We start from the raw sequence: 20047 nt of genomic DNA on the forward strand, positions 1-20047 counted from the left end.
GCGGTCCGTGACGGAGCCGAGCGGCGTATGTGACCGGACGGTGACCGTTGTGCTGCGGTACATGTCACACAGGGCATTTCCCGGTTTTCGGCTGATTTGCGGAACCTATCGTCGGATGAACGCCTCTCCCTCGACGAAAAGCAATGCCTTGGAGGTTTTTCCGTTGATCGCTGCACCTCGGTCCGTACGCCGTACCGCTCCGTTCGGCCGCCCGGTCCGGCTCACCCTGATCGCCGGTACCGCGGTGCTCGGTACCGCGCTCACCGCCTGTTCCGGCGCCGCCGCGTCGGACTCGGGCAAGGACTCGGGCAAGGGCAGCGCGGCCGCGCAGGCCGCGGAGGCCAGGATCTCGGTGAACCTGCGGGGCAGCCGGGCCGCCGCGGGGACGCCGGTGAAGGTGACGCTCGCCGACGGGAAGCTGAAGACGGTCACGGTGAGCGCGAAGGGGGGCGAGGCGCTGACCGGCCGGATATCCGCCGACGGCAGGACGTGGACCTCCGACCGGCCGGCCGCGCCCGGCACCGCGTACGGCGTCGAGGCGAAGAACACCGAGGGCGGCAGCGCCGAGGCCGCCTTCACCACCGCCGCCGCGGACAAGGTCAACAAGCTGACACTGGCCCCCGGCAAGAACACCACGGTCGGCATCGCCCAGCCGCTCTCGATCGTCTTCGACAACCCGGTCAAGGACAGGGCGGCGGTCGAGAAGGCCCTGAAGGTCTCCACCTCGAACAACACCGAGGGCTCCTGGGGCTGGCTGCAGGACTACTCCGGCAAGGACCGCGTCGACTGGCGGCCCAAGGAGTACTGGAAGCCCGGTACGAAGGTCACGCTCGACGCCGGTCTCAACGGCATCGACTCGGGCCCGTCCGGCGGCTGGTTCGTACGCGACTACCGGACCACCTTCACGATCGGCGCCGACCAGGTGGTCAAGGTCGACCTCGACCGTCACCGGCTGGCGCTGAGGCGGGACGGGAAGACCGTCATGGACGTGCCCATGTCGGCCGGCACCCCCGGCGGCGAGAAGGCGTCCTGGCGCGGCACCGCCGTGCTGATGGCCAAGGAGGGCACGATCAACATGCGCTCCGAGACGGTCGGCCTCGGCGACGCCTACGACAAGATGGTCGACTCCTCGATGCGGCTGACCTGGTCGGGGATGTACGCCCACGCGGCGCCGTGGAACTCGGCCTACTTCGGGGTGGCCAACCACAGTTCGGGCTGCGTCGGGATGAGCGACGCCAACGCCGCCGCGCTCTACCAGCAGGTGCGGGTCGGCGACCCGTTCGAGATCACCGGCGCGGACGCCAAGGGCACGGTCGCGGAGGGCAACGGATACGGGGCGTGGAACGTGTCGTGGTCCGACTGGCAGGCCAAGAGCGCGCTGTAGCGGGCCCCGAGCCGCGACGGGCAGAGGAAAGCGGCACCTTCGTCGCGCATCTCCACGACGAAGGGCTGCTCGGCCTCGGCAAGCCGGTCGGCAACGCCCCCTGTACCTTCCACGGACGGACGCAGGGCCGGCCGTTCCCCGCAGGCCTGGAGCCGTTCTCCACCGCCTGCGGCGTTCCGGCCGGTCACCGTCCCACCCTGGTGATCGACACCGTCGACCCGCTGTACACCGAGCACGGCCCGACCGGATCACAGCTGACCTTCTCCTCGTCCCCGGCGGACCCGTCGTACGTGTCCGTACCGTTGCGCGAGAAGTGATCACCGGCTGCTGCCGGGCGGGCAATGCTCTGCTGGGACCGCCTCGCGGCGGACCCCGGCTACTGCACTCCCGGCAGCAGCGTTCCTGGTTCGGCCGGTGCGATCTCCACGGCCTTCATCTTCGGATTGCGCCGTTCCCGCTTGGCCACCCAGGTCGCGAACCAGGAGAGCAGCATGCACATCCCGATGTAGATCGGCGAGATCACCATCACCACGGGGATGAAGGGAAGATCGTAGTCGAGGTTGGACGCGATGAGCTTGCCCGCGTGGAGGAATTCCTCGTAGGTGATCAGATAGCCGAGCGAGGTGTCCTTCAGCGCCACGACCAACTGGCTGATGATCGTGGGCAGCATGGCCCGCACCGCCTGCGGGGCCAGTACGAAGGTGGTGACCTGCGTCTTGCGCAGGCCCAGGGCGTACGCCGCCTCGGACTGGCCGCGCTCCACCGAGACGATCCCGGTACGGAACACCTCGGCGAGCACCGAGCCGTTGTACAGGGTCAGACCGGTGACCAGGGCGGGCAGCGGCTGCACCTTCAGCGCCACGAAGATGAAGAAGATCATCACCAGTACGGGCATGGCCCGGAAGAACTCCACGAACACCGTGGCGATCCAGCGCACCGGCCGGTGATCGGAGAGCCGGCCCACGGCGAGGATCGCGCCGAGCAGGAGGGAGAGCACCGCGGCGTACGCGAACGCCTTGAGGGTGTTGCCCAGTCCTCGCAGCAGCAGTTCCTGGATTCCCTTGTACGTGAAGGGGGTCCATTTGGCGCTGGTGAACTGTTCGGTGTCGAAGAGCAGATAGACGACCCAGCCGACCAGGGCGAGGATCAGAACCGTCGAGACGATCCCGTACAGGAGGTGGCGCTTGCGGGTCGCGGGGCCCGGGATGTCGTAGAGCGCCGTGGCGGACGGCGCGGTGCGGGTGGTCATCGGGCGACTCCCCAGCGCTTTTCCATCACGTTGAAGAGCGCACTGATGGACAGGGTGATGATCAGGTAGCCGACGGCGATCCAGACGAAGGTCCAGATGATGCTGTAGCCCAGCTCGTTGAGGGTCTTGTAGGTGCCGAGCAGCTCGGTGACGCTGAACGCCCCGGCGATCGCCGAGTTCTTGGCGAGGGCGATGAGCGTCGAGCCGACCGGCGGGATCACCGAACGGAATGCCTGGGGCAGCACCACGGTGTTCAGCGTCTGGCCGAACGTCATGCCGAGGCTGCGGGCCGCCTCGCCCTGTCCCGTCGGCACGGTGTTGATGCCCGAGCGCAGCACCTCGCAGATGAACGCGGAGGTGTAGCAGCCGAGAGCCAGGACCGCGAAGACCTTGAAGGGAAGGACCAGGCCGAAGCGCGGCAGTCCGAGCAGGACCGCGAAGAAGAGCAGGGTCAGCGGGGTGTTGCGCAGCACCATCACCCAGACCGTGCCGAGCACCCGCAACGAACCGACGGGGGCCACCCGGAAGGAGGCCATGATGAAGCCGAGGAGCAGGGCGAGGATCGAGGAGTAGACGGTCAGTTCGACCGTGCCCAGGAAACCCTTGCCGTAGAGCGAGAAATTCTCGGTGAGTACGTCCATGGTCGATGCCCGCCCTCTCAGGTGGCCGGGTAGCGGTCGATGGGCGGCGGCTTCGGCGCGGGCACCCCGGACAGGCCGAGCGTCGCCTCGAACGCCTTCTTCCAGTTGCCGTTCTTCTCGTTCGCCTCCAGGGCGTCGTTGAGGGCGAACCGCAGCGCGTTGTCGCTGCGCGGGACGCCGATGCCGTACGGCTCCTGGGAGAACGGCTTGCCCACGACCTTCATCTCCTTGGGCGCCTTGGCCGCGAAGCCCAGCAGGATGGCGTCGTCGGTGGTGACGGCGTCGACCTGGTAGGTCAGCAGGTTGTCGACGCAGATCGAGTACGTGTCGTAGGCGACCAGGATCGCCTTCGGGTAGTCGGCGGCGATGCGCTGGTACGGGGTCGACCCGGCGGCCGAGCAGACCGTCTTGCCGGCCAGGTCCTGCGGGCCGTTGATGTCGTGCTCGTCGGTGCGGACGAGGAGACTCTGTCCGGCCATGTAGTAGGGACCGGCGAAGCCGACGAGCTTCTTGCGCATCGCGTTGATGGTGTAGGTGCCGACGTAGTAGTCGATCTGCCCGTTCTGCAGCGCCGTCTCGCGGTTGGCGGAGGCGATCGTCCTGAAGCGGATCGTCTTCGGGTCGAAGCCGAGCGAGGCCGACATCATCTTGGCGATCTCGATGTCGAAGCCGGAGTAGACGCCGGTGGCCGGGTCCTTCTCGCCCAGGTAGGGCTGGTCCTCCTTGGCCCCGACCCGGAGGTAGCCGCGCTTCTTCGCCTTCGTCCAGGTCGGCGAGGCGGGCAGCCGGAATGCGGTGTCGACCTCGTACACCGGCAGTTGCTCGGGCCTGGGGCCCTTCACCGGCGGGCTGCCCTCCTTGCCGCACGCGGTGGCGAGCACGGCCAGCAGGAGGCCGGCGCAGGCGGCCAGAACTCTTCTCGTACGCAACACGGAGCTCCCCGTCAGTGCTTGAGGATCTTGGACAGGAAGTCCTTGGCGCGGTCGCTCTCCGGAGCGGTGAAGAACGCCTCGGGAGTGCGGTCCTCGATGATGCGTCCGTCGGCCATGAACACCACGCGGTTGGCGGCGGAGCGGGCGAAGCCCATCTCGTGCGTGACGACGACCATGGTCATGCCGTCCCGGGCGAGTTGCTGCATGACCTCCAGCACCTCGTTGATCATCTCCGGGTCGAGCGCCGAGGTGGGCTCGTCGAAGAGCAGCGCCTTGGGGTCCATGGCGAGGGCGCGGGCGATGGCGACACGCTGCTGCTGTCCGCCGGAGAGCTGTGCGGGGAACTTGTCGGCCTGCGAGGCCAGTCCGACCCGCTCCAGCAGTTCGCGGGAACGCCGGTCCGCGTCGTCCTTCTTGCGCTTGCGGACCTTGAGCTGGGCGAGCGAGACATTGGCCAGCACGGTCCGGTGTGCGAACAGGTTGAACGACTGGAAGACCATGCCCACTTCGGCCCGGAGCTGGGCGAGGCCCTTCCCCTCCTCGGGGAGAGGTCTGCCGTCGATCGCGATATGGCCGGACTCGATCGTCTCCAGCCGGTTGATGGTCCGGCAGAGCGTCGATTTGCCGGAGCCGGAGGGGCCGATGACCACCACCACCTCCCCGCGGCCGACGGTGAGATTGATGTCCCGCAGTACGTGCAACTGTCCGTAGTACTTGTTGACGTCCCGCAGCTCGATCAACGGATCGACGGCCATACGCTGCCCTACCCACTTTTCGCTGTGTCGAGGTCAGCGCAAACTATCCAGCCGTCAAAGGGACTTCGTCACCGACACGCACAAATGGGGCATAAGGCTTCTTATTCGGTTGTAGTGAAATTCCTACCTCTCGGCCGACTCCGAGTACACCTGGGAGAGTTCGGGGCTGCCCGCCATCGCCCAGTCCAGCCCGGCCTCGACCACATCGATCTCCCGCCCCGAGGCGAGCCGCACCACGGGCTGCCCACTGGGCCGGATCCCCCAGACCGCGCCGGGTACATGACGCACCAGGACTGTCCCGAGGTACAGACCCGCGTCGTTGCCCAGCCAGGGCAGCTCCTCGGGGTCGTCGCGCCAGCGTGGCGGCAACTGGTCGAGAGCCACCAACGAGGCCGGACTGTCGTCGAGTTCGAGCCCGCGCTGCCCCGCCCGGACCCGCAACAGCTCGCACTCGGCGAGGAGCTCGGCCATGCCATCGGGATCGGCCGCGACGGTGGCGGCGAGCCCGGCTCCCCGCACTCCGTCGTGACGCTTGCGCCAGCCGTCCAGGAAGGGGATGTTCATGACCGGATCCCCACGGGGCCGCCGCCGCCCGATCCGGATCGCACCAGGGGGGCGCTCGGCGCGGGTGACCGCCGGCAGTCGGCTCCCGTCGGTGTCAGTTGCCTCACGCTCACCATGATCATCTCCCGCTCGACTCCCACCGGACCCCACCAGGCCGTCACGGCGAAGTGCGACCATCAGCTCACCATGACACAAAACCGGCCCCGGGTCGCTGCACCTCGGGGGTGTGGATCGCGACCCGGGACCGGCGGGCCGGCCGACGGCGGAGACGACCGCACCGTGATCACTCACCCGAATGAACACGCGTACGAGTCACCCTGTGCGTCGTTCTGCATGGCCGGCCGTGAAGCGCGGAGAGGGAGTGCTCCTAGGACGGAGGCATGAGGACCGAGTCGACGAGGTAGACCGTGGCGTTGGCCGTCTTGATGTCTCCACAGACGATCTTCGCGGTGTCGTTGACCTTGAACGACGTGCCCGACCCGGAGGTCTTGAGCGTGGAGCCCTCCAGCGTCTTGAAGCTGCCGTTGGGAAGGTCGTTCGGGGTGATGGTCTTGTCCACGACGTGGTAGGTCAGGACCTTCTTCAGCTGCGCCTTGTCCTTGAGGAGGCCGGCCAGCTGCATCTTGGAGATCTTGTCGAAGGCCGCGTTCGTGGGGGCGAAGACCGTGATGTGCTTCGCGTCGTTGAGCTTGGTGGTGAGCCCGGCATCCTTCAACGCGAGTGCCAGCTTGGTCAGTTTCGGGTTGTTGGCCGCTGCCGTGGCCACGCGTTCCTTGGACATGGCGGTGGCACTGCCCTTGCCGCCGTGCGGCAGTTGGGAGCACCCCGGTCCGAAGGGGCTCGGTGTGCTGGACGGGCTGGACGCCGCGTCACCGGCGAACGCCTGCGGCGCGAACGCACCGAGCGAGAGCGGAAGGGCCACCACAGCGGTGACCGCTGCGGCGCTCGTGCGGATGCGATGTGACCTCATACCGGTCCCTCTTTCCTCTGGGCGGAAATCCGTGGGGTGTCGATGGCGACCCTCATGGGACGAGGACTGTGGCCGACCTGACCGGGGTGTCGTCTGCACCGCTCCGGCATACCTCGTGGACCACCGCATCAACCTTAGACATCACGCAGCGGAAAGCGCACCCGGAGACCTCGCCCATGGCAGGCGCGGCCGTGTACCCCATGGCGGGCACAGGCAGCCGAGCGGGCACGCCCTGGAGGGACGAAGGCCCGATGGGCATTCGACGCCTCTCCCACCGGTGGCCGGCCACTCACCCTCGGTGACCGGTTTGCGATTCTCCGTGGCAAGTCCGGGCGCCGTGTGCCCCGATTCGCGGTTCCGGCCGGAAAAGGGTGGAGGCCGACCGGTCCGGACTGGTAGCTTCACGATCATGTCCAGCCCCGAGTCCGACAGAGGCTAGCCACCGGTCCGCCGGTGGCCGATCCCCCGCGGAATCGCTGCTCTCACGCCGGGTAGGTACCGGTTCGGAGCCGATTCCCACCGGCTGCCGCCGCAGGACCACCGCTGTGTGGGCCGCGCTCTTCCCGTCCTCGCTCACGGACCGCTCTCGATGCGGCCGTGCACGGATTCCCCGGCTCCGGCGCCTGCCGCCGTCGCCGGGTCACGTCCATGAACTCCCCGGACGTTCTTCCGCGTTGCCGCCCGTCGCGACGGGCGGGCGTGGGCCCACACCCCCTGCCTGGTCCATCCATCTGCCGTCCATGGGGTTCCTTCATGCCATTCGCCGTCTACGCGCTCGGGCTCGCCGTCTTCGCCCAGGGCACCTCCGAATTCATGCTCTCCGGTCTGCTCTCGGACATCGCCGCCGACCTGAACGTGTCCATCCCCGCTGCAGGGCTGCTGACCTCGGCCTTCGCGATCGGAATGATCGTCGGGGCGCCGTTGATGGCGCTCTTCAGCCGGAACTGGCCGCGCCGCCGTGCCCTCCTGTTCTTCCTCTGTGTCTTCGCCGCCGTCCATGTCGTCGGCGCGCTCACTCCCGGCTACGGGCTGCTCCTCGCGACCCGGGTCGTCGGGGCGCTGGCCAATGCGGGCTTCTGGGCGGTGGCCCTGGTGACCGCGGTCTCCATGGTCGGGCCCGAGGCCCGGGCACGCGCCACCTCGGTGGTGGTCGGGGGCGTCACCGTCGCCTGTGTGGCCGGAGTGCCGGCCGGTGCGGCGCTGGGCGGGCACTGGGGGTGGCGGTCGGCGTTCTGGGCCGTGGCCCTGGTCTCCGTACCGGCCGTCCTCGTGATCGCCAGGACCGTTCCGGCGGGGCGGCCGGAATCCGCCCCCGCCCCCGCGAGCGTCGAGCTGCGCACCCTGGCCGGTCCGCGGCTGCTGCTGACCCTGCTGACCAGCGCCCTCGTGCAGGGGGCGACGTTCTGCGCGTTCTCCTACGTGGAACCGCTCGCCACCCATGTCACCGGGCTCACCGCGGGCTGGGTCCCCGGGCTGCTGGCACTCTTCGGACTGGGCTCGTTCATCGGCGTCACGGTTGCCGGCCGGCTCGTCGACACCAGGCCGGTCACCTTCACCGCGACCGGTCTGGTGGCGCTGGTCGTCGGCTGGATCGGGCTGGCCATGACCGCGGGCAGCCCGTCGGCGACGGTGGTGCTCGTCCTCGTCCAGGGAATGCTCGCGTTCGGCACCGGTACGGCGCTGATCTCCTGGGTGTTCCGGCTGGCGGCCGAGGCACCGACCCTGTCGGGCTCGTTCGCCACGGCCGCGTTCAATGTGGGCGCCGCGCTCGGCCCCTGGCTGGGCGGCCTGGCGATCGGCGCGGGCTACGGCTTCCGGTCGCCGCTTTGGGTGAGCGCCCTGCTGATGGTCCTGGCCCTGGGCAGCGCCGGGGCGGTCCTGGTGATGGGCCGTGCCTCCGATCGCAGCCGGGACGGCATCGCCGCGGTCTGACGGACCGCGGTGGATGAAGCCCCGCCCGGCGCTGAACGGGCGGGGCCGTCCTGGTCACGGCAAGCAGCCAGCAAGCGGAACAGGGACGGGAAACACGCTATCGGCCGCCACTGACAACGGGCCTCAGATGTCGAGGTCCACGACCACCGGGGCGTGGTCGGACGCGCCCTTGCCCTTGCGCTCCTCGCGGTCCACATAGCTGTCCCCGACCGCCGCGACGAAGGGCGCGTTGCCGTAGACCAGGTCGATCCGCATGCCCTTGTTCTTCGGGAAGCGCAGCTCCCGGTAGTCCCAGAAGGTGTACGGGCGGTCGTACTTGAGCGGGCGCGGCATCACGTCCGACAGCCCTTCCTCGCGCAGTGCGGCGAGGGCGGCGCGCTCGGCGGGGGTGACATGCGTGGCCCCCTCGAACAGCGCCGGGTCCCAGACGTCCTCGTCGGTCGGAGCCACATTGAAGTCGCCCAGGACCGCGAACGGCCGCGAGCCGGCGGCGTCCGCCGCGACGGCCTTCTGCAGGGCCTCGAACCAGCGCAGTTTGTACGCGTAGTGCGCGTGCTCGACCTCGCGGCCGTTGGGCACGTAGACCGACCAGACCCGGACCGGGCCACAGGTCGCGGAGATCGCCCGCGGCTCCTGCACCCCGTCGTAGTCCGGGCCGTCGGGCAGTCCCTCGACCACGTCGGACAGACCGGCCCGGGAGACCAGCGCCACGCCGTTCCACCGGCCGGTGGCGTTGACCGCGGACTCGTAGCCGAGCTCGCGGAGCGCGTCCGCCGGGAACTGTTCGGCGGTGCACTTGGTCTCCTGGATGCACAGCACATCCGTGCCGCTGCTCTCCAGCCAGGCCAGCAGCCTCGGGAGCCGGGCGGTGATCGAATTGACGTTCCAGGTGGCGATGCGCATGTACGTAAACCTAGCGGCTGGCACTGACAGCCGCCGGACGGGCACCGCTCACAGCCCGGTCGAGTCCCCCGGGGCCAGCCGGCCGTGGTCGGCGCCGCCGAGGCTGCCGATCTGGCTGTCGTAGATCGGGCGGGCGAGATCGGTGAGCAGTGCGTCGTGGATGTCGATGGCGCGTCGCGGCCCGACCTCGCGTACGTAGTCGATGACCTCGGAGATCTTGTTCCAGGGGGCCATCACCGGGAGCAGCAGGGTGTCGACCGGCCGGTCGGGGACGGTGAGCGCGTCGCCCGGGTGGAAGAGCGAGCCGTCCACCAGGAAGCCGATGTTGGTGATCCTCGGGATGTCCGGGTGGATGACGGCGTGCAGCTCGCCGTGGACCTGCACGTCGAAGCCCGCCGCGGTGAAGGTGTCGCCGTGGCCGACGGTGTGGACCCGGCCGGGGAAGGCCGCCGTGAGCCGCTCGGCGACGCTGCGCAGCGTCCAGATCTCGGCGGCGGGGTTGGCCTCCATGCCCGCGCGCAGCCGTCCCTCGTCGAAGTGGTCGGGGTGCTCGTGCGTCACCAGCATCGCGTCGGCGCCGACGGCGGCGTCCTGCTCGGAGAAGGCGCCCGGGTCGATGACGAGCGTCCGCCCGTCCTTCTCCAGACGGACGCAGGAGTGCGTCTTCTTGGTCAGTGTCGGGTTCATGGGGTTCACGGCGTCCATGGCTCCCATCCTGCTACGGGCGGGGCCGTGTTTCCTCCTCGATCACGGTCCGGGCGACGGAGAAGGCGGCACCGGCGGCGGGCACACCGCAGTACACGGCGGTCTGCATCAGCACTTCCTTGATCTCGGTGGGGGTGAGGCCGTTGCGCAGGGCGGCCCTGACATGTGCGGCCAGGCTCTCCAGACGGCCGGAGGCGACCAGTGCGGTGAGCGTGACGCAGCTGCGGGTGCGGCGGTCCAGGCCCTCCCGGGTCCACACCTCGCCCCATGCGTAGCGGGTGACCAGCTCCTGGAAGTCCCCGGTGAAGTCGTCGGCGGCGGCCAGGGCCCCGTCCACATGGGCGTCGCCCAGCACCTCGCGGCGCATCTTCAGGCCGGGCTCGTACGGGTCGGGGCGCCCACCGGCCACGGGCTGGGGCTGCGGGGTGGCGGCGGTGATCTCCGCGACGGGCAGCACGGGTGCGGAGAGCTGCGGGGTGGACGGCGGGACGGGGATGGCGGCGAGGGTGTCCTGCCAGGCCGTCGAGAAGTGGGTGAGCAGCAGATCGGTGACGGCTCCGGGCTGCTCGACCGGGGCGAGGTGGGAGGCACCGGGGACGAGGGCGAGCCGGGCGTCCGGTATGCCCGCGACCAGGACGCGGGCGTCGCCCGGGCCGGTGACCCGGTCCTCGGCGCCGACCAGGACGAGGGTCGGGGCGGTGATGCGGGCGAGTTCGCCGCGGATGTCGAAGGCGGCGAGTGCCTCGCAGGCGGCGATGTAGCAGCCGGGGTCGGTGGTGCGGACCATCTGGACGGCCCAGTCGACGATGGCGGGCTGGCCGGCGGCGAACCCGGGGGTGAACCAGCGCTCGGGTGCGGTGCGTGCCATCGGCTCCAGCCCGTTGGTACGCACCACCACCCCGCGCTGACGGAACTCGTCGGCGCTGCCGAACCGGGGCGAGGCGGCGACCAGGGCCAGCGAGGCGACCCGGTGCGGGTGGCGCAGCGCCAGATCGGCGCCGATCGCGCCGCCGATGGAGCAGCCCGCGTATCCGAAGCGCTGGACGCCGAGTCCGTCGAGGGTGGCGAGCAGCCGGTCGGAGAGGTCACCGATGGCGGTGGCGGGGTGGGCGGGGGCGCCGCCGTGCCCGGGGAGGTCGTAACGGAAGACCCTCCAGTGCGGGATGAGCTCCGGTATCTGCCGGTCCCACATGTGCCACGAGGTGCCGAGGGAGGGGCCCAGGACCAGGATCGGCGCGTCCTCGGGCCCGTCAAAGCGGTACTGCAGGGTTTCAGTCGTCGTCTCACTCACCCGCTCACGCTCCCATATCTCACGAGGTCTCACGTCGCCGGGGGAACCCAGCGGTTTCTGACCTTCTCCTGGCGACAGGCCCGGGCACTGCCGGGACCCCGGGGACCAGGTATGTGGTTGCCTGGCGTGTGTCGACGGTGGATCTTCCAGGCGCGCGCCCGCCTCCCGGTCGCTGCACCCCAAGAGCCTGCTCGGTCCCGGCTTCCGGGCAACCCGGTGGCAGCATCACTTGTCGTGGCTTCCCCGCGGCCTGTGAAGCGGTGGCCCGGATGCCGATGGCCGTGCCCGTCGTCGCCTTGTCGAACGTCACGTACCGGGACGAACGTGAGAGCGATGTCGTGTGCCTCCTCGCGCCTCAGGTCAGATGCCACTACCCATCCGCCGCACCGGACCCGCGGGCGGTGCAGACTGTTGCCCACCGGCACGATGTGCACCTGTCAGAGGTGCTCCACGTCGGCGACAGCCTTGCGTATGACGTGCGCGGGCTCTGTGGATCACCTTGCGGGCCCCCTCCGGAGAGGACCGGCAGTCAGTGGCGGCTCCCCGGGAGAGTCACCGTCGTGCCGGACCCGGCTTCAGCGGTCGTGCACATCGAGCGGGTGGCGGAGGCCGACAGTCCGATGGGCCGACGGGCCCTGCCGGAACCCCTCCGGCAGGGCCCGTGCCACGGATCGGCCCGGGCTCGGCCTCCCCGGAGAGCGGCGTTCGTGGATGGCTCCGCCCACGGTCCACGGACCGATGGACGGCCGGGTCGTACCGCCTGGCGTTGGGCCGACCCGGGTCACGCGCCCCGAGGAGTCGCGGCGCGCTTCTCGACGGTCGAGATCAGGGCCTCGACCGTGGCGTCGAAGATCTGCTCGTCCGTCACCTCGGCGAGTTCGCCACTGAGGCCGGTGATGTGGGGGAAGCGCTGCGGGTCGACCAGCCGGTACTCGCGGTTCCACGCGGAGTCGTCGGCCGCGCGGGCGTCCGCGTCGAACAGCAGGAAAGCGGCCTGCTGACCCACGTACGCGAGGAGGGTGTCCCCGATCATGCGGTAGTGGACGGCCGCCTCGGATCCCTCCAGGCCTGCCTCCTGGACGGCACCGAGGATGAGTTCGACGACCCGGAACTCGTTGGAGCGGCGCGTGGTCCGGCTCGCCATGGCGGAACCCACCACCGGGTACTTGAGGGCGACCGCGAGGGAGGCGTCGGCGAGTGCCCGGATGCGGGCCTTCCAGTCGAGGCCGTCGGGGATGGCGTCGAGCGCCTCGCCGAGCATGTGGTCGGCGACCGACAGCAACAGCTCGTCCTTGTCACGGAAGTGCCGGTAGATCGCGGTCGGATCCGCCCCGAGTTCCTCGCCCAAGCGCCGGACGGTGAAGGCGTCCTCGCTTCCTCGGGCGGCAATGCGCAGGCTCGCGTCGATGATCGCACCGGGCGTGAGCTGACTGCCGGCGCGCTTGCTCCGGGCCTTGGCGGCGGGTGACTTCGGCATGGTGCGGCCAGTGTATCGGTTCGGGATCCAGTGGGCGCAACGTTGTTGACAGCTCTGTTGCGCTGTCGTTCACTCCTCCTCAACGAACGCGTCGGGCGGGTCATTCCGCCCTGCTGGAGGTTGAATCGATGGCGCACAGCAGCGAACGGGCCGACACCGTCTTCGTCGGGGGCCAGGTCTTCACCGGAGCGGGCCCCGTCCCGGTGGACGCCGCCGTCGCCGTCAGGGGCGGCAAGATCATCGCCGTCGCCGACGTGGGTACGGTGCGCGCGCTGACCGGTGCCGGTACGGAGGTCGTCGACCTGGAGGGCGGCCTGCTCGTCCCCGGATTCCAGGACGCGCACATCCACCCCGTGATGGGTGGCACCCAGATGCTCGGCTGCGACCAGAGCGAGCAGACCACCGCCGAGGGCTGTCTCGACGTGGTGGCCCAGTACGCCGAGGACCACCCGGACGTGGCCTGGATCCGTGGCGGCGGCTGGTCGATGGACTGCTTCCCGGGCGGCACGCCGACGCGCTCCATGCTCGACGCGGTGGTGCCCGACCGGCCCGTGCTGCTCGTGAACTGCGACGGCCACGGCGCCTGGGTCAACACCCGCGCGCTGGAGATCGCCGGTGTCGACCGGCACACCTCCGACCCGGCCGACGGCCGTATCGAGCGGGAGGCGGACGGCACCCCGGCCGGCACCCTGCACGAGGGCGCGGTGGAGCTGGTGGCCCGTCATGTTCCGGTCGCGACCGAGGACGAGACGTACGCCGGGCTGCTCGCCGCGCAGGAGTACCTGTTCTCACTCGGGGTGACCGGGTGGCAGGACGCCATGATCGGCTCGTTCCACGGCTACCCGGACAACCTGCCCGTCTACCTGCGTGCGGCCCGCGAAGGTTCGCTGCTCGCCCGGGTCGTCGGCGCCCTGTGGTGGGACCGTAACCGCGGAATGGAGCAGCTTCCGGAGCTGGAGGAGCGCCGCCGCACCGGGCAGGCGGGCCGTTTCGCGGCCACCAGCATCAAGATCATGCAGGACGGCGTCGCGGAGAACTTCACCGCCGGGATGCTGGAGCCCTATCTGGACGGCTGCGGCTGCTCAACCGGCAACTCCGGCCTGAGCTTCGTCGAGCCCGGACTGCTGAAGGAAGCGGTGTGTGCGCTCGACCGCTCCGGCTTCCAGGTCCACTTCCACGCGCTCGGCGACCGTGCCGTGCGCGAGGCACTCGACGCGCTCGGCGAGGCCCGTGCAGCCAACGGTGCCAACGACCACCGGCACCACCTGGCCCACCTCCAGGTCGTGCACCCCGATGACATCGCGCGTTTCGCGGAACTGGGCGTCGCCGCGAACATCCAGCCGCTGTGGGCCGCCCACGAACCCCAGATGGACGAGCTGACCATCCCGTTCCTCGGGCCCGAACGCGCCGCCCAGCAGTACCCCTTCGGGGATCTGCGCCGTGCCGGCGCCCACCTCGCCGCCGGCAGCGACTGGTCGGTGAGCAGCCCCAACCCGCTGTGGGGCATCCACGTCGCGGTCAACCGTGCCGCCCCCGCCCAGGAGCTCCCCGAGGGCGAGACCTATCCGCCGTTCTACCCCGAACAGGCACTGACCCTGGCCGAGGCGCTCACCGCGTACACCGCGGGCACCGCCTGGGTGAACCACCTCGACGACGTGACCGGCACGGTCGAGGTGGGCAAGTTCGCCGACCTCGTCGTCCTCGACCGCGACCCTTTCACGCGCCCCGCCGACGAGATCGGCGACGTCCGGGTGCGCCGGACGTACGTCGAAGGCCGCCTCGTGTTCGACGCGAACACGACAGCGCCCACCGCGCCGACCGACTGACGCCCCTCCCCACGCACTTCATCGAGCCCACCCCGGACGGAGACAGACAGTGCCAACGCAGAGTGCAGGATCCAGACGGCCGACACGGATGCGGGCGGTGCGCCGCGTGGCGGGGCCCCTCCTCGCGGCGAGCGCCGTTCTCATCACCAGTGCGTGCAGCGGCACGGCGAACCCGGACAAGGACGCCGACGCCGGCACGTCGTACGAACTGACCGAGCAGACGCCCGCCGCCGCGGGCGACATCGACTCCTTCACCTGGTCCATCTACGCCGAGCCCTCCTCGCTCGACTACGCCTACGCCTACGACTACCCGCCGAACCAGATCCTCGCCAACGTCTGCGAGAGCCTGCTGCGCTGGAACCCGGACCTGACGACGTCGCCGAACCTGGCGTCCTCGTTCACCAATCCGACTCCCACCACGTGGGTCTACAAGATCCGTCCCGGCGTGCGCTTCCACGACGGGACGGTCCTCACCGCGAAGGACGTCGTCGCCTCCCTGCGCCGCCACATGGACCCCGCCGTGGGCAGCGCATGGGAGAACACGTTCCGCAACGTGAAGTCGATCGACATGACCGGGCCGCTGGAAGTCACCGTCAAGCTGACGAAGCCGGACGCGGTCTTCAACCAGGAGATGGCCACCAGCTCGGGAACCGTCGAGTCGGCCGCGACGCTCGCCAAGGCGGGCAAGGACTACGGCAGTCCCAAGGGCGGGGTGAACTGCACGGGCCCGTTCTCGTTCGGGTCCTGGGCGTCGGGCCAGTCGCTCACCCTGAAGAAGTTCGACGGCTACTGGAACACCGAGCTGAAGCCCAAGGCGGGCCAGGTCAAGTTCGTGTTCCTGAGCGACGCGACGACCCGCGTCAACGCCTTCCAGAGCGGTGAGGTGGACGGTGGCTGGATGGTCCCGGCCGACGCCTACGACCAGCTCGGCTCGTCCACGGCCGGCAAGCTCTACTACGGCGTCAACAGCACCGTCGCCGAGGAGATCGTCGGCAACCTCAAGGGCCCGCTCGGTGACACCGAGGTGCGCAAGGCCCTGCTCATGGCCATCGACCGCAAGGGCATCGTCAAGGCCGGCGCCGGCGGGATGGGCGAGGTCGCCGACTCCCTCGTCACCGACAACATGTGGGACCAGGCGCCCCCTGCGGACCGCAAGGCCATCATCGAGGACGTGCCGCACTACCCGTACGACCCGGCGAAGGCCAAGGAGATCGCGGAGAAGGCCGGGGTGAAGGGGGAGCGGATCGTCATCGCGACCAGCCCCCTCGACTCGCAGACCACGATCGTCGCGCAGGCCGTCGAGCAGGCCGCCAAGGCCATCGGCCTCGACCCCGAGATCGAGACGCTGTCGCCGGAGAAGTACTCGACGCTCTTCACCGACGCCGCCGCCCGCAAGGGAATCGACCTCTTCCTGACCTTCTGGTACACGTCGATCACCGACCCGCTGGATGTGTACGGCTCCCTGGAGACCGGCATGTTCACCAACTACGGCGGCTGGTCGAACAAGGAGTTCGACCAGGCGGTCGAGGACGCCGCAGGCACCTACGACCCGGCCGCGCGGGCCGCGGCGGGCGCGAAGGCGCAGAAGATCGCCCTGCGGGAACTGCCCTGGCTGCCCCTGTACACGCAGCCCACGAGCGTCTTCCTCGGCAACCGGATCACCGGCGTCCAGCCGTCGGTCGCCTACCTCTACTACCCGTGGGCTGCCGAGATCGGGGCCAAGAAGTGAGCCGTACGACCGCCCGGGCGCTCGGGGTCCTGAGCCGCCTGGCCGGGATGGCGGCGACCTTGCTGGCCACCTCCTTCCTGGTGTTCTCCTCGCTCTACCTGGCGCCCGGCGACCCGGCGAGCTTCCTCGTGCGCGGGCGCAGCGCCGGCCCCGACGAACTCGCCCAGATCCGCCACAGATACGGCTTCGACGAGCCGTTCTTCGTCCGGTACTGGGACTGGCTGGGCGGCGTACTGCACGGCGACTTCGGCCGCTCCTACGTCTTCCACCAGGACGTCAGCTCGGTCATCTGGTCGCGGCTGCCGGCCACCCTGCTGCTGATCGCCGCCTCCGCCCTGCTGATCGCGGTGGTCGGTGTCGCGGCCGGCATCGTCGGCGCGCTGCGCCGCGGCACACGCACCGACTCGATGCTGATGCTGCTGGTGACGGTGGGGGCCGCGGCCCCCGCCTTCGTCGCCGCGCTGCTGCTGCGGTCACTGTTCGGCGTAAAGCTGGGCTGGTTCCCGACCATCGGCAACGGCACCGGCGTTCTCGACCGGCTGCACCACGTCGTACTGCCGGCGATCGCCCTGTCCGTCACGTTCATGGCGATGGTCACCCGGGTGACCCGCTCGTCGATGCTGGAGGAACTGGGCCGTGAGCACGTCGAGGTCGCGGTCAGCCGCGGCACCCCGCGGTGGACCGTGATCCGGCGGCACGTACTGCGCAACGCCCTCGGCCCGATCGTCACCGTCTCCGCGCTCCTCATCTCCGGAATGCTGGTGAGCACCTCGATCGTGGAGACCGCGTTCGGCATGTCGGGCGTGGGATCCCTGCTGGTGACCTCGGTCAACCAGATGGACTTCCAGGTGGTGCAGGCGATCGTGCTGCTCGTGGTTGCCGCGTTCGTCGTGGTCAACTTCCTGGTGGACCTGGTGCATCCGCTGATCGATCCGCGGGTGGCGGCAGCGGGGAGTGCACGATGAGCGCTCCGATGGCGGGGCTGACCCGCAGACCGGTCGCCAAGCTGCGCTCCATGGGGGGTAGCCGGCTGGAGAACCTGTGCCTGGGCCTTCTCGTCCTGTTCGTGCTGGTCGCAGTGTTCGCACCGTGGCTGTCACCGCAGGACCCGACGTACGGAGAGCTGGGCACGGGGCTCGTCGGCCCGAGCGCCGACCACTGGCTGGGCACCGACCAGGGCGGGCACGACACCTTCTCGGCCCTCGTCGAAGGAAGCCGTACGAGTCTGGTCGGACCCCTGCTGGTGGTACTGGTCTCGACCGTCGCCGGCATCGCCATCGGCCTGTTCTCCGCGTGGCGGGGCGGCTGGGCCGACACCGTGATCGGGCGGCTGCTCGATGTCGTCTTCGCCTTCCCGGCGCTGCTCGTCGCGATTCTCGCGGTGGCGGTCTTCGGCAAGGGGATGACGGCGCCGGTGATCGCCATGTCCGTGGCCTACATGCCGTACACCGCACGCCTGGTGCGCGGCCTCGCGATGCAGGAGCAGGCCAGGCCGTACATCGCGGCCTACCGTGTGCAGGGGCACTCCGCCCTGTACGTCACCGTCCGCAGGCTGCTGCCGAACATCGGCCCGACCGTGCTCGCCCAGTCCACCGTCAACTTCGGCTACGCGCTGCTCGACCTCGCCGCCCTGTCCTTCCTGGGCCTGGGCGTGCAGGCGCCGACACCGGACTGGGGAGCCATGATCAACCAGTCCCAGGCCGCCGTCCTGCGCGGCCAGCCGCTGTCCGCGGTCGTGCCCGCCCTCGCCGTCGTGGTGGTCGTCGTCGCCTTCAACATCGTCGGGGAGAACGTCGGCGACCGGCTCGCAGGGAGGAAGACCTGATGGCGCTGCTGGAGTACGAGAACCTGGGCATCGCCCTGCCCGGCATGGCACGGCCGGTACTCGACGGCATCGACCTGACCGTGTCGGCGGGTGAAATCGTCGCGCTGGTGGGCGAATCCGGTTCCGGGAAGTCGGTCACCGCACGGTCGGCCCTCGGGCTGTTCCCCACCGGGGCCGACATCGACGGCCACGTGCGCGTCGACGGAACGGAGGTGGTGGGCGCCGGCCCGGCAGCCCTACGGTCGATCCGTACCGGCACGGCCTCGATGATCTTCCAGGACCCCCGGGCAGGCATCAACCCGGTCCGCCGCATCGGCGACTTCCTCACCGAGTCGCTGCGCGTCAACAACGGCTGGGACAAGGGCCGCGCCAACGCCCGCGCCGCCGAACTGCTCGCCGCGGTCGGACTCCCGGACCCGGAGCGGCATCTGCGCCAGTACCCGTACGAGCTCTCCGGCGGCATGCTGCAACGCGTCATGATCGCCGGAGCGCTCACCGCCGGGCCCAGGCTGCTGCTCTGCGACGAACCCACCACCGCGCTCGACGTCTCCACCCAGGCCGAGATCATGGCCGTCCTCGGGCGGCTGCAGCGCGAACGCGACCTGGGCATGCTCCTCATCACGCACGACATCGAACTCGCGGCCGCGGTCTGCGACCGCATCTACGTGATGTACGCCGGCCGGATCGTCGAGACCGCTCCCACCGCACAGCTCTTCGAAACACCCCGCCACCCCTACACCGCGGGCCTGCTCGGCTCGTCGCCGCCCCTCCAGGCCCCGGACGGACCGCCCGCCCGGCTCACCCCGATCCCGGGTTCCCCCATGGGACTGCTCGACTCGGCACCCGGCTGCTCCTTCGCGGCGCGCTGCCGCTTTGCCCGGCCCGGAGTCTGCGACCGGACAGCGCCGCGGCTGGAGCGGCACGGCGAGGCGCTGGTCGCCTGCCACCTCGCGGAGGAGTCACTCACCTCCATGGACAACACCGCTACAAGGGAGGGCAGTTGACCGACGAGAACAGCGCCCGCACACTGCTCCGGGTCAGCGGGCTGCGCAAGACCTACCGGACGGGACAGACGGAGGTCGTCGCCGTCGACGGCCTGTCGTTCTCACTGCGGGCCGGCGGCGCCCTCGGCATCGTGGGGGAGTCGGGCTCCGGCAAGACGACCACGGCCCGGATGCTGATCGGCCTCGAACGCCCCGACGCCGGCCAGATCCTCGTCCAGGGTGAACCACTGGCCCCGACCGTACGCGGCAGGGCGGCCCGGCTCGCCCGTGCCAAGGCGGTGCAGATCGTCTTCCAGGACCCGTACCTCTCACTGGACGCACGGATCACCATCGGCGCCACCATCGACGGAGCGCTGCGCCTGCACGGTCTCGCCGACCCCGCCACCCGGGCCGCCAGGATGCGGGAACTCCTCGCCCAGGTGGGCCTCGGAGAGCGGGAGGCGGCGGCCCTGCCGCGCAGACTCTCCGGCGGTCAGCGTCAACGCGCCGCCATCGCACGCGCGCTGGCGGTCGAACCCGCGGTGCTCGTACTGGACGAGGCGGTGTCCGCGCTCGACGTCTCGGTCCAGGCCCAGGTGCTCAACCTCCTGTCGGACATCCGCCGCGACACCGGCATCGGCCTGGTCTTCGTCAGCCACGACCTGGCCGTCGTGCGGTACGTGTGCGACGAGGCGCTCGTCCTGTACCGGGGCCGCACCGTGGAACACCGCCCCGTCGCGGAGCTGCTCTCCGACCCCGGACACCCGTACACACAGCTGCTGCTGGCATCCGTTCCCCGGCCGGACTGGGACCCCGACTCCATCAGCCGACGGCGCAGGGAACTCGTTCCGCCGGCGGCGGGAGGCACGGACTGACGGGCC

General features: G+C 70.0%; 18 protein-coding genes and 1 pseudogene. 9 read left to right on the forward strand and 10 right to left on the reverse strand.

Going from position 1 to position 20047, the window contains the following annotated elements; translation table 11 throughout:
* The first annotated feature begins 163 nt into the window (after positions 1-163).
* Both ACWCPY_RS16045 and ACWCPY_RS16050 read left to right on the forward strand, forming a co-directional pair.
* Positions 164-1384: an Ig-like domain-containing protein gene (locus tag ACWCPY_RS16045; protein ID WP_451265296.1), complete on the forward strand. Its 1221-nt coding sequence runs from the start codon at positions 164-166 to the stop codon at positions 1382-1384.
* Between the two features lie 26 nt (positions 1385-1410).
* A pseudogene (locus ACWCPY_RS16050) lies at positions 1411-1701 on the forward strand (acyl esterase); the annotation flags it as partial.
* Positions 1702-1760: 59 nt separating this feature from the next.
* Here the strand turns inward: ACWCPY_RS16050 and ACWCPY_RS16055 are convergent.
* From ACWCPY_RS16055 to ACWCPY_RS16080, 6 genes are all read right to left on the reverse strand, one after another.
* Entirely contained in the window at positions 1761-2633 is an 873-nt protein-coding gene (locus tag ACWCPY_RS16055; RefSeq protein ID WP_451265298.1) for an amino acid ABC transporter permease, read from the reverse strand.
* On the reverse strand, positions 2630-3274 hold the full coding sequence (locus ACWCPY_RS16060; RefSeq protein ID WP_329819890.1) for an amino acid ABC transporter permease: 645 nt from the start codon (positions 3272-3274) through the stop codon (positions 2630-2632). The genes ACWCPY_RS16055 and ACWCPY_RS16060 overlap by 4 nt, the downstream gene beginning before the upstream one ends.
* Positions 3275-3291: 17 nt before the next feature.
* The gene (locus tag ACWCPY_RS16065) at positions 3292-4203 is read right to left on the reverse strand and encodes a glutamate ABC transporter substrate-binding protein (RefSeq protein WP_451265300.1); all 912 of its coding nucleotides are present in this window, start codon (positions 4201-4203) and stop codon (positions 3292-3294) included.
* 14 nt (positions 4204-4217) lie between these two features.
* Positions 4218-4961, reverse strand: coding sequence for an amino acid ABC transporter ATP-binding protein (locus ACWCPY_RS16070; protein WP_329819889.1), 744 nt, complete (start codon positions 4959-4961; stop codon positions 4218-4220).
* A 123-nt stretch (positions 4962-5084) separates the two neighbouring features.
* Positions 5085-5525 (reverse strand): DUF6278 family protein, encoded by a 441-nt coding sequence (locus ACWCPY_RS16075; protein WP_451265303.1) that lies wholly within the window; start codon positions 5523-5525, stop codon positions 5085-5087.
* 367 nt (positions 5526-5892) lie between these two features.
* Positions 5893-6495, reverse strand: coding sequence for a fasciclin domain-containing protein (locus tag ACWCPY_RS16080; protein ID WP_451265305.1), 603 nt, complete (start codon positions 6493-6495; stop codon positions 5893-5895).
* Between the two features lie 753 nt (positions 6496-7248).
* On the opposite strand from ACWCPY_RS16080, the gene ACWCPY_RS16085 reads away from it, so the two are divergent.
* On the forward strand, positions 7249-8427 hold the full coding sequence (locus ACWCPY_RS16085) for a Cmx/CmrA family chloramphenicol efflux MFS transporter (protein WP_451265307.1): 1179 nt from the start codon (positions 7249-7251) through the stop codon (positions 8425-8427).
* Positions 8428-8550: 123 nt separating this feature from the next.
* Here ACWCPY_RS16085 and ACWCPY_RS16090 read toward each other — a convergent pair whose 3' ends face one another.
* The 4 genes from ACWCPY_RS16090 to ACWCPY_RS16105 form a co-directional block, all read right to left on the reverse strand.
* On the reverse strand, positions 8551-9330 hold the full coding sequence (locus ACWCPY_RS16090; protein ID WP_451265309.1) for an exodeoxyribonuclease III: 780 nt from the start codon (positions 9328-9330) through the stop codon (positions 8551-8553).
* 48 nt (positions 9331-9378) lie between these two features.
* A complete protein-coding gene (locus ACWCPY_RS16095; protein ID WP_451265311.1) occupies positions 9379-10035 on the reverse strand; it encodes an MBL fold metallo-hydrolase in 657 nt (218 codons plus the stop codon).
* A 13-nt stretch (positions 10036-10048) separates the two neighbouring features.
* The gene (gene pcaDC / locus ACWCPY_RS16100) at positions 10049-11326 is read right to left on the reverse strand and encodes a bifunctional 3-oxoadipate enol-lactonase/4-carboxymuconolactone decarboxylase PcaDC (RefSeq protein ID WP_451265313.1); all 1278 of its coding nucleotides are present in this window, start codon (positions 11324-11326) and stop codon (positions 10049-10051) included.
* A gap of 781 nt (positions 11327-12107) precedes the next feature.
* Positions 12108-12803: a TetR/AcrR family transcriptional regulator gene (locus ACWCPY_RS16105; RefSeq protein WP_451265315.1), complete on the reverse strand. Its 696-nt coding sequence runs from the start codon at positions 12801-12803 to the stop codon at positions 12108-12110.
* 128 nt (positions 12804-12931) lie between these two features.
* Between ACWCPY_RS16105 and ACWCPY_RS16110 the strand changes: the two genes are divergently transcribed.
* The 6 genes from ACWCPY_RS16110 to ACWCPY_RS16135 all read left to right on the forward strand — a co-directional run bounded on the left by ACWCPY_RS16110 (position 12932) and on the right by ACWCPY_RS16135 (position 20041).
* Positions 12932-14629 (forward strand): amidohydrolase, encoded by a 1698-nt coding sequence (locus ACWCPY_RS16110; protein ID WP_451265317.1) that lies wholly within the window; start codon positions 12932-12934, stop codon positions 14627-14629.
* 106 nt (positions 14630-14735) lie between these two features.
* Complete coding sequence (locus ACWCPY_RS16115) at positions 14736-16358, forward strand: ABC transporter substrate-binding protein (protein WP_451265319.1); 1623 nt, start codon at positions 14736-14738, stop codon at positions 16356-16358.
* Complete coding sequence (locus ACWCPY_RS16120) at positions 16355-17323, forward strand: ABC transporter permease (RefSeq protein ID WP_451265321.1); 969 nt, start codon at positions 16355-16357, stop codon at positions 17321-17323. Before ACWCPY_RS16115 ends, ACWCPY_RS16120 begins: the two co-directional genes overlap by 4 nt.
* Positions 17320-18183, forward strand: coding sequence for an ABC transporter permease (locus ACWCPY_RS16125; protein ID WP_451265323.1), 864 nt, complete (start codon positions 17320-17322; stop codon positions 18181-18183). The genes ACWCPY_RS16120 and ACWCPY_RS16125 overlap by 4 nt, the downstream gene beginning before the upstream one ends.
* Positions 18183-19187, forward strand: coding sequence for an ABC transporter ATP-binding protein (locus ACWCPY_RS16130; protein ID WP_451265325.1), 1005 nt, complete (start codon positions 18183-18185; stop codon positions 19185-19187). The genes ACWCPY_RS16125 and ACWCPY_RS16130 overlap by 1 nt, the downstream gene beginning before the upstream one ends.
* Positions 19184-20041 (forward strand): ABC transporter ATP-binding protein, encoded by an 858-nt coding sequence (locus tag ACWCPY_RS16135; RefSeq protein WP_451265327.1) that lies wholly within the window; start codon positions 19184-19186, stop codon positions 20039-20041. The genes ACWCPY_RS16130 and ACWCPY_RS16135 overlap by 4 nt, the downstream gene beginning before the upstream one ends.
* The last annotated feature ends 6 nt before the right edge of the window (positions 20042-20047 follow it).

The organism is Streptomyces sp. NPDC002403 (assembly GCF_053593015.1).